Here is an 11811-nt window from a genome sequence, read left to right as displayed (position 1 = left end):
CAATGGCAAAACACAAAATCTATACAATGAGTTTTGGAAGTGTCTATCCGCATTATGTTACCAAAGCCGAGAAAAAGGGACGCACAAAAGCAGAAGTAGATGAAATCATTCGCTGGCTGACTGGGTATTCACAGGCCGAACTTGATGCAGTAATAGAAGACGGAACAGATTTTGAAACATTCTTTGAGCAGGCGCCGGAAATGAATCCCAACCGAGTACAAGTAAAAGGCGTAATATGCGGAGTGAGAATTGAAGAAATCGAAGAACCCACAATGAAAGAAATCCGCTATCTCGACAAGATGATCGATGAACTGGCGAAAGGCAAGAAAATGGAGAAGATTTTACGCGTAGATACTCTAAAAAAATAAATATATTATAAGAAGACTAAGATAAAAGTTTCTTTAGAACCATTAAAAAAGAAAAATCTAGTAGAATAGTGCCAAACCCTATATGTTAGACCGAAATCTAGTATGCAGAGTTAACTTTATTTAAAGAATAAAGAAGATGCGCTTTAAGGATTGTTAATATTGTAGAAGAGAACTTTTCTTTTGTGCATATCTTTGTCGACTTTTCCCAATAATATATAATTTGTAAATTTATTAACAAAGTCATTTTTAACTACGTAAGTTAAAAGATTTATTATTTTTAATTGTAAATATGGAGAATAAATGATGTTTTTTTCGGGATTGATAATTAGATTATGTTTTTTAATGAAAAATATACTTTGATTCTTGAGTTAAACGTGTTAAAATATTCTAGCATGAATTTTGTGAAATTAATCTAGGAGGATTTTTGAAATGACGAACGGAAAAACTAAAGTCAGTACAGCTTCACTAAAAGTTCTTGAAGGATGGGGAATAGATACAATTTATGGTATTCCTTCAGGAACTTTGGCTCCTCTAATGGAAGCTTTAGGTGAACAAGAAGAAACAAACATTAATTTTTTACAAGTAAAACATGAAGAAGTTGGCGCAATGGCAGCTGTAATGCAACGCAAATTCGGCGGAAATATTGCTGTTTGTGTTGGATCAGGTGGACCTGGTGCTTCTCACTTAATCAATGGTCTTTATGATGCAGCGATGGATAACACTCCAGTTTTAGCTATTTTAGGATCTCGCCCTCAGAAAGAGTTGAACATGGATGCGTTCCAAGAATTGAACCAAAATCCAATGTTCGCAAGTATTGCGGTATACAACCGTCGTGTGGCTTATGCTGAACAATTACCAAAAATGATTGACGATGCAATCCGTACAGCGCTAGCTAAAAATGGAGTAGCTGTAATCGAAGTACCTGGTGATTTCGGTTACCATGAAATCGATGAAGATGCATTCTATTCTTCAGGTCACAGCTATCGTGATTATGTATCTCCAGCGATTAACGAAGCGGATGTTGATGCTGCAGTTGAAATCTTAAACAAAGCTGAGCGTCCTGCAATTTATGCGGGTGTTGGAACTATGGGACACGGTCCAGCAGTTCAAGAATTATCTCGCAAACTTAAAGCGCCAGTCATTGTAACTGGTAAAAACTTTGAAACTTTCGAATATGACTTTGAAGCATTAGCAGGTTCAACATACCGTGTTGGTTGGAAACCAGCTAATGAAACAGTTAAAGAAGCAGATACTATTCTATTCGTTGGATCAAACTTCCCGTTTGCTGAAATTGAAGGTACATTCTCAAATACTGAAAACTTCATCCAAATTGATAATAACCCAGCTATGCTTGGTAAACGTCATAATGCAGATGTTGCGATTCTTGGAGATGCAGGCGAAGCTGTTCAGTCATTACTTGCAAAAGTAACAGAAGTTCCAGAATCAGCTTGGTGGAATGCTAACTTGAAAAACATTCAAAACTGGCGTGACTACATGACTAAGTTGGAAACAAAAGAAAGCGGCGCGCTACAACTTTATCAAGTATACAACGCGATCAACAAATACGCTGATGAAGATGCGATTTATTCAATCGACGTTGGTAACTCTACTCAAACATCTATCCGTCACTTACACATGACGCCTAAAAATATGTGGAGAACATCTCCATTGTTTGCGACTATGGGTATTGGACTTCCTGGTGGTATTGGTGCTAAGAACGTGTATCCAGATCGTCAAGTCTTTAACATAATGGGTGATGGTGCGTTTTCAATGAACTATCAAGATATTGTTACTAACGTACGTTACAACATGCCTGTTATCAACATCGTATTCACTAACACTGAATATGCATTCATCAAGAATAAGTATGAAGATACAAACACAAATACTTTTGGGACTGACTTTACTGATGTAGACTACGCAAAAATTGGGGAAGCTCAAGGCGCAGTTGGTTTCACAGTAAGCCGTATTGAAGATATCGATCAAGTAATGGCTGATGCTGTTAAAGCTTATAAAGAAGGCAAAACAGTCGTAGTAGATGCTAAAATTACTAAAGATCGTCCAATTCCAGTTGAGACATTAAAATTAGATCCTTCATTATACAGTGCAGAAGAAATCAAAGCTTATAAAGAAAAATATGAAGCTGAAGAATTAGTACCATTTAGTGAATTCTTAAAAGCTGAAGGTCTTGAATCTAAAGTAGCTAAGTAATGAACTAAGTAATTTTCTGGCATATAACTTACAGATTAATATTAAGAGACCGAACCATAAGTCTTGGAAGGTCTCAAACTATAGAGAACCTCTGGAAGAGTTGTATTTTTACAACCCTTTTAGGGGTTTTTTTTAGTGTAACGAGTTCTTCATATTATGCCACCTTTTTCTATTGACTTTAGTTTAGAATACCTTTACCATCCACTGGTCATTGAAATGCAGAAACAAGGAACAAATCCCCCTTATGGTTACGGAATTGACAGTACGGGTTTAAAAAATGAACTTTCAGCAATAGGATTTGAACAGATGCAAATCGATCGATTCTATGATGTAGAGAAAGAGAACGAAAGTCATGAAGCTTCTCGTTATGCATTGAGTGCCAGAAAACTTTTAAAATAAATGATTGAACAATCACTAGCCAGCACTTTAAATGTATGCATTCGTTTAGAGTGTTTATTTCTATTCTTTTATAGATGGAATGCAAGGTAACAGGTCTCAAAAGCAGACGGAACCTGTTATAATAAATTAAAGTTGCTTAAACGATAAGATCAATCAAATTCATTTTTGAAGGGAATCGTGATATGGAGAAAACATTTGACCATAAATTAAATACAATCAAGTGGATCGGGATAATCACAATGTTGATCGATCATATGGGCTATTTTTTATTTCCACAGTTATTATGGATGCGAGTAATAGGGCGAATTGCTTTTCCCTGTTTTTTATATGCCATCATAGAAGGAACAAAGCGGACTAAAAATTATAAAAAGTATATTATACGACTATTAATACTTGGCGTAATCTCTATGCCGATCACACCGAACACTTTAAATGTCATCTTCTTACTTGCTTTATTCTCCCTTTCTATAAAATATAAGAAATATTTTATAGTGTTTTTACTCTTGAGCATCCCAGTGGAATATGGAGTTTATGGTATGTTGTTTGGCTGGGGGATATATTGGATGAAGGAGTATAATCGCGACCAAGGTATTTTGTTTTCCATTATTATACAATTTATTATGGGTGTTTCGGTTCAAGCATTTTCTTTAATGGCCCTTCCATTGTTTCTAGGTAATATAAGAATTAAACTTCCTAAAGTATCTAAGTATTTTTTCTACGTGTTTTACCCGCTGCATCAAGGAATCTTAATATTCATTGTGACTTGGATAAATCAATAGAAATCGAAAAATAAAATTTTTAAACTGATTTAGAATAATCTCAGTATTTGTTTATACAAGCAAATAAAATGACATAATACCGATTAAATAGTAAACTAAATGATACCCATTGTTAAATAGACTCGCGAAACGAAATTATTTAGTCCTTAAAAGCTACTGTAAGCAATCTCTGGGAGGAGACACTATTAAATGAAATTAACTGAACTATTAAAATTGGTAGAGATTGATTCGAAACGTCTTGCTAAAGAAAAAACGAATACTGAAAAATTAAATATAAAAAATGTAGCCTACCACTCAAAGGAAGTTAGCCAAGATACACTCTTTGTTTGCATCAAAGGTCATCTAGCAGACGGTCATCAGTATGCAGAAAAAGCTGTTGCTAAAGGAGCTGTTGTCATTGTTGTAGAGCGGTTCATTAAGGATTTGGATGTTCTTCAGGTTAAAGTAAAGGACAGTCGAGAAGCTTTAGCTACCATATCTAGTAATTTTTTTAAACAACCATCTAAGTCTATGCGCATTTTTGGTATCACGGCAACGAATGGTAAAACGACAATTACATATATGACGGATGAGATCTTTAAAGCATATAAATTGAAAGTAGGACTAATCGGCACGATTATTACTAAAATTGATAACGAGATAGAAACTAGTGTTTTAACAACGCCAGAATCTTATGATTTACAGAAATACTTTGCAAAAATGGTAGATGAGGCAATATCTCATGTTTCTATGGAGGTCTCCTCTTCAGCGCTGGAACTTAAACGGGTTCATAAAACAGCATTTGATGTAGTGGCGTTTACTAATATTAGCCCTGAACATATTAGATTACATGAATCTTTTGAAGCTTATTTTGATGCAAAAGCGCTACTTATAAGAAATGCACCAAAAAATAGCTTTGCAATTCTGAATATTGATGAGCCGTTATTAAATCCGTTGGTAAATCAAACGGAAGCTCAGGTCGTAACTTTTGGAATAGAAAATAGTTCAGGGACTGTTAAAATAACGGATATCGATTTATCGTCTGGTAAGCCGTCTTTTACCGTCAATATTATGTCCCACCTTAATACATTAAATGGGACACAAATCAGCCCTGAAAAATTTAAGATTCAATTATCCGTTCCAGGCTATCACTCAATATATAATGCCACAACAGCAATTCTAACCGCGTTAATCAATAATATCCCTCTTGAATATGTTAAAAAAGGGATTGAAAACTTCAAAGGAGTAGAAAGACGGTTTCAAATTCTTTATGATCAAGAGTTTAAGGTCATTGATGATTTATTATTAAATAAAAATAATATCGATTCCTGTATGGAAGCAATCAGTCATCTGAAATATGAAAATATGCATCTTGTACATGCGATTAGAGGAAGTAATGGACCAGAATTAAGCGAAGAAATTGCAGAATCAATAGTAGGGTGGTTTAATAAAATGAATATAGAAAACATCATTTTAACAACCAGTCGATCGCATGTAATGAAAAAAGATGAGGTTACAAAAGAAGAATTAGAAGCATTCTTAGAAGTGATGCAGAAGAATAAAATAGATGTAGCTTTTTTTGAGGAGTTAGACGATGCGCTGCAACTAGGCGTTGAAAGGTTAAATCCGGATGACATCTTATTGATTTCTGGAGCCCATTCAATGGATACCGGAGCTAAAAAAACATTAGATTTATTGAAGCAAATGTATCCGAATGTTGACCACGAGGCAATAGATAGTGTAGTAGGTTCTAAAATAATTGGTATGGGTTGAAATTGAGTAAGTAAAATAAAATTAACTGGCTATGTTAAGTCTTGAGTTTCATCGGCTTAATATAGCTAGTTTTGTATGTTGAAAAACGTTTCTTAGTTAATATGCAAAGGTATATCCTTAGTAAATTATTTTAGATAGCATACTTTTTTTAGAAGATAATTATTTATAGTTGACAAAGTAGAAAATGATGGTAAACTAATTGTGTAATCGGTTACAGATAGAGGGAGATAAGATGACTACAATCAAAGATGTTGCAGAATTTGCTGGGGTATCCGTTGCCACAGTTTCAAGAACGTTAAATAATAGTGGATATGTGGGAGAAGAATCCAGAAAAAAGGTAGAAAGAGCGATTAAAACTTTAGAATATTATCCTAATGAAGTGGCTAGATCCTTGTTTCAAAAAACATCTAAGATGATAGGATTATTACTGCCTGATATCTCTAATCCATATTTTCCTTTACTAGCAAAGGGAGTAGAGGATTATGCTCAAGAAAAAGGATATATGGTAATTCTTGGAAATGTGGAAGATAATTTAGAAAAAGAAAAATCTTATGTTAAGTTTTTTTCACAATATAATGTTTCTGGAGTATTGTCAGCCTCCGCTATACAAAAAGATGCTAAATCAACCATACCATTTGTTTTATTAGATAGAGCAATGGAAAAAGAAGACTATTCCATTTCTACTGATGATCTCTTGGGCGGTAAACTAGCAGCTAAGGCAATTAAAGAAGCAAGAGCAGAGAGCGTTATTGTAATGGCGGGACCTAAAAAAGTACCAGGAGCGAATGATCGTCTTACTGGAAACCTTCAAATCTTAAACCGATCTAATATAAATTATAAAATCTTTGAAACAAATACTTATCAAGTTGATAAAGCAGAAAAAATAGCAAGAAGCCTTTTTGAAACCTTTGAAAATTTTGATAGTGTAATAGCAAGTAATGATGTATACGCACTAGCCGTTATGAAAGAAGCGATGAGACGGGGGTATCGTATTCCACAGGATATACAGATCATTGGTTATGATGATATGCCTTTTAGCCGCTACATGTTTCCGGGGCTTACTACTATTGCTCAACCAGCTTATGAAGTAGGGCACAGAGGAGCAAAAATGTTATTTAATTTAATTGAAAAAAAGTCAATTACACAAAAAAGAGTTATTTTAAAACCGGATCTGGTTTGTCGAGATACTTTAAGATAGGAGCTTGAAAATGTCAAATATTGTAGTAGTAGGAAGTATATCAACAGATTTCATTGTTGGAGCTAATAAGAGACCTCTTGTTGGAGAAACGATAGAAGGAACAAGTTTTACCACAGATTTTGGAGGGAAAGGAGCTAATCAAGCCATTGCTTGCGCTCGTTTAGGAGCAAAGACATCAATACTAGGAGCTGTTGGAGGAGATGAATTTGCGGAAAGACTTTTACAGAATCTTCAAAATAATAATATAAACATAAGCAATGTGGAACGGGTTACACATTCACCTTCTGGTTCTGCAGTGATCACTTTGGTTGAAGGAGATAATTCAATTATATATGTGCCAGGAGCAAATGCTGAGTATAATCCACTAGCGGTCAGAACTTACTTTGAAAATAGAAAAGATGAAAAAATTGATTTAGTTTTGGTACAAAATGAGACAAAAGAAGAAACGGTAGAAAGTTTAATTGATTTATGTAATCTGGAGAATGTGCCTGTTTTATTAAATCCAGCTCCAGCTAGAACAATAGCAAAGAATACTATTGATAAATTAACATTTCTGACTCCAAATGAAACGGAGTTTAAGACGATGTTTCCTAATGAAAATTTAAAAGATGTCTTAACACAATATCCAAAAAAAATAATAGTAACTTTAGGTTCAAAAGGAGCCATATTCCATGATGGTAAATCTATTATTAAAGTCCCGTCAATACCCGTAGAAAATGTAGAAGATACAACAGGGGCAGGAGATACCTTTAATGGAGCATTTGCTGTAGCGGTTACCTCGGGTCTGCAGATAGAAGAAAGTATAAAATTCGGGAATTTAGCTGCAGCTATTGCTATTCAAAATAAGGGAGCACAAAATGGAATGCCGACATTAAAAGAAATGAAGGGAAGAATGGAATATGAAAAAAAATGGGATCTTGAATAGCGAAATCAGTAAAATATTAGCGGATATGGGGCATACAGATCAATTGATTATTGCAGATTGCGGGTTGCCAGTTCCTGATGGAGTGAAAAAAATTGATCTATCGATATCTGAAGGCATACCCAGTTTTGAAGAGTTATTAAACTTAATGATGAATGAAATGAAAATAGAAAAAGCGATATTGGCTGAAGAAATAAAAGGTAAAAATTCGAACCTTAATAAAAGAACAGTAGAAAAATTAAAAAGTTCTGATATTGAAGTTGTTTATATACAACATGAAGAATTTAAAAAACAGTCTCAATTTTCTAAAACAATTATTCGAACTGGAGAAGCAACACCCTATGCAAATGTGATTTTACAATCCGGAGTATTATTCTAGGAGGTGCAAAAAATGAACATAGAAATGAAAGGGGTTACTAAATCTTTTGGCAGCAATTATGTCTTGAGAGGAGTGGACTTTGATCTACAAGCGGGTGAAGTACATGCACTAATGGGAGAAAATGGGGCAGGAAAATCTACCTTAATGAATATCATGACAGGACTACACAAAAAAGATGATGGACAAATAGTTATTGATGGAAAGGAGCAGTTATTCGAGAATCCAAAGGAAGCTGAAAATTATGGTATTAGCTTTATTCATCAGGAAATGATTACTTGGCCGGAAATGACCGTTTTAGAAAATTTGTTTATGGGAAAAGAAATAAAAACAAATTTTGGTTGGATAAAAACCAAAGAGATGCAGAATAAGGCAGACAATATTTTTCGAGAACTTGGTATCCAAATAGACTTCGACAAACAAATGAAGACATTAAGTGTAGGACAACAACAATTAGTTGAGATTGCAAAAACCTTAATGAACGAGACCAAGGTCATCATAATGGATGAGCCATCAGCTGCATTAACGGATAGAGAAATTGAGCTATTATTCAAGATAATAAATCAACTTAAGGAAAAAAATGTAGCGATTGTTTACATTTCTCATCGGATGGAAGAGATTTTTAAAATTAGCGACCGGGTAACAGTTATGAGAGATGGAATCTCAATCAGTACTAAACCTACCAAGGACACATACTATGATGAAATTGTTCGTCAAATGGTTGGAAGAGACTTAGAGGATTATTACCCAACTATCGAAAGCGAGAAGGGAGAGGTGGTATTAGAGGTTAAAGAACTATCTCGATCTAACCTTTTTAATGAAATTTCTTTCAAGCTACATTCAGGTGAAATAATTGGATTTTCTGGATTAATGGGATCAGGTCGTACGGAAATCATGCGGGCAATATTTGGGATTGATCGATTAGAAAAAGGGGAAATATTTTTAGAAGGTGAAAAAGTAGAGATAAAAACGCCGAATGATGCTATTTCAAAAGGAATTGGATTCCTAACAGAAAATCGCAAAGACGAAGGATTATTTTTAGATTTCTCTATACGAGATAATATCAGCATGACGGCTTTTGAAGAATTTTCTAAATATGGTTGGATCAATCGTAAAGAAGAAGCAGAGTTTGTAGAGCTACTAATTAAAAGATTGACGGTTAAAACAACAGATATGGAGTTGCCGGCATCTGCTCTTTCGGGAGGGAATCAGCAGAAAGTTGTGCTTGCCAAATGGATTGGTGCTGGATCGAAAGTATTGATTCTAGATGAACCAACTCGTGGAGTGGATGTAGGAGCCAAAAAAGAAATCTACAGTTTGATGAAAGAATTAACGGAAAGAGGCGTAGGGATTATTATGGTATCGAGTGACTTACCAGAAGTAATCGGTGTTAGTGATCGTGTAATTGTAGTTCACGAAGGAAAAATAGCAGGAGAACTCTCAAAAGAATCTTTATCTGAAGAAAAAATTATGACATTAGCAACAGGAGGATCTTAATGGAAGCTAAATCTAAAAGCATTACTCAAACAAAAGCCAAAAGAAGTGAATTATTTAGGAAGTTAGGGCCACTAATTGCCCTAATAGTTTTAGTTGTTGTGGTAACATTTTTGAATACAAATTTTATCAATCCGACAAACATTTTAAATCTTTTAAGACAAGTATCTGTGAATGCTTTAATTGCCTTTGGTATGACATTCGTTATCATTACCGGAGGAATTGATTTATCAGTAGGATCCACACTAGCGCTTAGTGGAGCTTTGACTGCTGGGATTCTAGCGGCAGGTGTACCACCTGTTGTCGCAATTTTTGCTGGTCTATTAATAGGGGCAGCGTTAGGGTTACTGAATGGGATTGTGATTACCAAAGGTAAAGTAGCTCCATTTATTGCAACGCTTGCGACAATGACAATATTTCGTGGATTAACGTTAGTTTATACAGAAGGGAATCCCATCACAGGATTTAGTGATGATTTCACATTTTTATTTTTTGGAAGGGGGTATCTATTTGGAATACCATTCCCAGTAGTATTAATGGCTATTGCCTTCGGGATACTATTTGTTCTTTTACACAAAATGACATTTGGTCGTAAGACTTTTGCGATTGGTGGGAATGAAAATGCATCTTATATAGCTGGGATCAAAAGTGATAGAGTTAAATATACCGTCTATGCTATTTCAGGAATGATGTCAGCATTAGCCGGACTGATTTTAACTTCGAGATTAAATTCTGCACAACCTACTGCCGGGACCGCTTATGAATTAGATGCAATTGCTGCTGTAGTAATTGGTGGCACAAGCTTAGCAGGAGGAAAAGGACGTATAGTGGGAACACTTATTGGGGCGTTGATTATTGGAACATTAAATAATGGATTAAATCTCCTTGGCGTATCTAGTTTTTATCAGCAAGTAGTTAGAGGAATCGTTATTATTATTGCAGTATTGTTAGACAGAAAAAAATAGATAAATGGAGGAATTAACATGAAAAAACTTTTTGGACTATTAACAATCTTTACAATGTTTCTTTTAGGAGCTTGTGGTTCAGCAACATTAGAAGGCGAACAATCTGATGAAAGTGAAAAAGTAGCGGAAATATCTCCAGATGAAATGACTATTGGTCTATCTATTTCAACATTAAATAATCCATTTTTTGGTCAGCTGCAAGAAGGGGTAGAAGATAAAGCCGAAGAAAATGGTACGACAGTGCGAACGGTTGATGCTCAAGACGATACAGCTACACAAATCAATGGGATTGATGATTTGATTCAACAAGGCGTAGATGTTCTTTTAATTAATCCAGTAGATTCTGATGCCATCACGCCAGCTATTGAATCTGCTAATGCAGCTGGGATCCCTGTCATTACCTTAGACCGTTCAAGTGAAGGTGGAGAAGTCGTTACATTAATTGCTTCAGACAATGTTCAAGGCGGAGAAATGGCTGCTGAACACATAGTTGAGCTTGTGGGAGAAAAAGCTAAAGTTGTTCAACTAGAAGGAACCCCAGGAGCATCTGCTGCTAATGAACGTGGTGAAGGATTTAATAATGTAGCAAATGAAAAATTAGATGTTGTAGATAGTCAATCTGCTAATTTTAGCCGATCAGAAGGATTAACCGTAATGGAAAACCTACTACAATCCAACTCAGATATTGATGCTGTATTTGCTCAAAATGATGAAATGGCATTGGGTGCTATAGAAGCTATAGAAGCAGCAGGATTAGAAGATATTGTAGTAATCGGATTTGACGGAAATGAAGATGCACTTGCTCAAATCGAAGAAGGTCGATTAGATGCAACAGTAGCGCAACAACCATATGAAATGGGCTCATTAGCAGTGCAAGCAGCCTATGACTATGTCTCAGGAAAAGATGTAGAAAACGTAATTTCTTCTCCATTAGAATTGATGACTGCTGAATAAAAAAAATCTATATTCAATAACAGAGAATCTGGAAAAGGATTGAAGGTCTAGTAAAGAAAATAAGAATAATAAATACAACATTTTTCTCAAGAATAAAGCACAGTACCCAAGAAAATAAGGATACTGTGCTTTAATTCATTCATCATTTTTATTGTTTTTACTTGTATAAGTTGCAGCCCCGATAACGGTCCCTAGGGCAATGCCAATTGCTAATCCAACAGCTAGATTATCCATCATTATTCCAATGGCAGCTCCTAAAGCTACCCCTATACCAATTCCCATACCCGTACTTGAACCAGCAGCTGAATCTTTTTCTTTTGGTGACTCGTTATCTTTATCTTCTTTCACAAGTTAGGACTCCTTTATTTTTAATGTAGCATAAACAAATAATAA

The 11811-nt window shown here is 35.0% G+C and carries 12 protein-coding genes; 11 read left to right on the top strand and 1 reads right to left on the bottom strand.

The window, feature by feature from the left end:
• The first annotated feature begins 2 nt into the window (after window positions 1-2).
• The 11 genes from BKP56_RS00200 (at window position 3) to BKP56_RS00150 (ending at window position 11418) form a co-directional block, all read left to right on the top strand.
• Window positions 3-368: a DUF2200 domain-containing protein gene (locus BKP56_RS00200; RefSeq protein WP_072693091.1), complete on the top strand. Its 366-nt coding sequence runs from the start codon at window positions 3-5 to the stop codon at window positions 366-368.
• A 429-nt stretch (window positions 369-797) separates the two neighbouring features.
• A complete protein-coding gene (gene spxB / locus BKP56_RS00195; protein WP_072693089.1) occupies window positions 798-2579 on the top strand; it encodes a pyruvate oxidase in 1782 nt (593 codons plus the stop codon).
• Window positions 2580-2735: 156 nt separating this feature from the next.
• Complete coding sequence (locus BKP56_RS00190; protein ID WP_072693087.1) at window positions 2736-2978, top strand: hypothetical protein; 243 nt, start codon at window positions 2736-2738, stop codon at window positions 2976-2978.
• A gap of 182 nt (window positions 2979-3160) precedes the next feature.
• The gene (locus BKP56_RS00185; RefSeq protein WP_072693085.1) at window positions 3161-3757 is read left to right on the top strand and encodes a TraX family protein; all 597 of its coding nucleotides are present in this window, start codon (window positions 3161-3163) and stop codon (window positions 3755-3757) included.
• A 189-nt stretch (window positions 3758-3946) separates the two neighbouring features.
• The gene (locus BKP56_RS00180) at window positions 3947-5509 is read left to right on the top strand and encodes a Mur ligase family protein (protein ID WP_072693083.1); all 1563 of its coding nucleotides are present in this window, start codon (window positions 3947-3949) and stop codon (window positions 5507-5509) included.
• Between the two features lie 232 nt (window positions 5510-5741).
• Window positions 5742-6707: a LacI family DNA-binding transcriptional regulator gene (locus BKP56_RS00175; protein ID WP_072693082.1), complete on the top strand. Its 966-nt coding sequence runs from the start codon at window positions 5742-5744 to the stop codon at window positions 6705-6707.
• A gap of 10 nt (window positions 6708-6717) precedes the next feature.
• Window positions 6718-7632 carry a ribokinase gene (locus tag BKP56_RS00170; RefSeq protein WP_072693076.1) on the top strand — a complete coding sequence of 305 codons (915 nt, stop codon included), beginning with the start codon at window positions 6718-6720 and terminating at the stop codon, window positions 7630-7632.
• A complete protein-coding gene (gene rbsD, locus BKP56_RS00165) occupies window positions 7607-8008 on the top strand; it encodes a D-ribose pyranase (protein ID WP_072693074.1) in 402 nt (133 codons plus the stop codon). The genes BKP56_RS00170 and rbsD overlap by 26 nt, the downstream gene beginning before the upstream one ends.
• A 12-nt stretch (window positions 8009-8020) precedes the next feature.
• A complete protein-coding gene (locus tag BKP56_RS00160) occupies window positions 8021-9502 on the top strand; it encodes a sugar ABC transporter ATP-binding protein (protein WP_072693072.1) in 1482 nt (493 codons plus the stop codon).
• Window positions 9502-10464, top strand: a complete 963-nt coding sequence (gene rbsC, locus BKP56_RS00155; RefSeq protein ID WP_072693069.1) for a ribose ABC transporter permease — start codon at window positions 9502-9504, stop codon at window positions 10462-10464. The genes BKP56_RS00160 and rbsC overlap by 1 nt, the downstream gene beginning before the upstream one ends.
• An 18-nt stretch (window positions 10465-10482) precedes the next feature.
• Window positions 10483-11418 carry a D-ribose ABC transporter substrate-binding protein gene (locus tag BKP56_RS00150; protein ID WP_072693068.1) on the top strand — a complete coding sequence of 312 codons (936 nt, stop codon included), beginning with the start codon at window positions 10483-10485 and terminating at the stop codon, window positions 11416-11418.
• A gap of 135 nt (window positions 11419-11553) precedes the next feature.
• On the opposite strand, the gene BKP56_RS00145 is transcribed toward BKP56_RS00150, so the two are convergent.
• Window positions 11554-11766 carry a hypothetical protein gene (locus BKP56_RS00145; protein WP_072693066.1) on the bottom strand — a complete coding sequence of 71 codons (213 nt, stop codon included), beginning with the start codon at window positions 11764-11766 and terminating at the stop codon, window positions 11554-11556.
• Between the last annotated feature and the right edge of the window lie 45 nt (window positions 11767-11811).

Origin of the sequence: Marinilactibacillus sp. 15R (genome assembly GCF_001895285.1) — a bacterium.
GTDB lineage: Bacteria > Bacillota > Bacilli > Lactobacillales > Carnobacteriaceae_A > Marinilactibacillus > Marinilactibacillus piezotolerans.
The sequence above is the reverse complement of the archived record's forward strand: the minus strand, read 5'-3'. Positions and strand labels throughout refer to the sequence as shown.

What these genes read in the sequence shown, in the direction of transcription:
- BKP56_RS00200 (WP_072693091.1), top strand. Translation starts at nt 3, where the DNA reads ATGGCAAAACACAAAATCTATACAATGAGTTTTGGAAGTGTCTATCCG.
- spxB (WP_072693089.1), top strand. Translation starts at nt 798, where the DNA reads ATGACGAACGGAAAAACTAAAGTCAGTACAGCTTCACTAAAAGTTCTT.
- BKP56_RS00190 (WP_072693087.1), top strand. Translation starts at nt 2,736, where the DNA reads ATGCCACCTTTTTCTATTGACTTTAGTTTAGAATACCTTTACCATCCA.
- BKP56_RS00185 (WP_072693085.1), top strand. Translation starts at nt 3,161, where the DNA reads ATGGAGAAAACATTTGACCATAAATTAAATACAATCAAGTGGATCGGG.
- BKP56_RS00180 (WP_072693083.1), top strand. Translation starts at nt 3,947, where the DNA reads ATGAAATTAACTGAACTATTAAAATTGGTAGAGATTGATTCGAAACGT.
- BKP56_RS00175 (WP_072693082.1), top strand. Translation starts at nt 5,742, where the DNA reads ATGACTACAATCAAAGATGTTGCAGAATTTGCTGGGGTATCCGTTGCC.
- BKP56_RS00170 (WP_072693076.1), top strand. Translation starts at nt 6,718, where the DNA reads ATGTCAAATATTGTAGTAGTAGGAAGTATATCAACAGATTTCATTGTT.
- rbsD (WP_072693074.1), top strand. Translation starts at nt 7,607, where the DNA reads ATGAAAAAAAATGGGATCTTGAATAGCGAAATCAGTAAAATATTAGCG.
- BKP56_RS00160 (WP_072693072.1), top strand. Translation starts at nt 8,021, where the DNA reads ATGAACATAGAAATGAAAGGGGTTACTAAATCTTTTGGCAGCAATTAT.
- rbsC (WP_072693069.1), top strand. Translation starts at nt 9,502, where the DNA reads ATGGAAGCTAAATCTAAAAGCATTACTCAAACAAAAGCCAAAAGAAGT.
- BKP56_RS00150 (WP_072693068.1), top strand. Translation starts at nt 10,483, where the DNA reads ATGAAAAAACTTTTTGGACTATTAACAATCTTTACAATGTTTCTTTTA.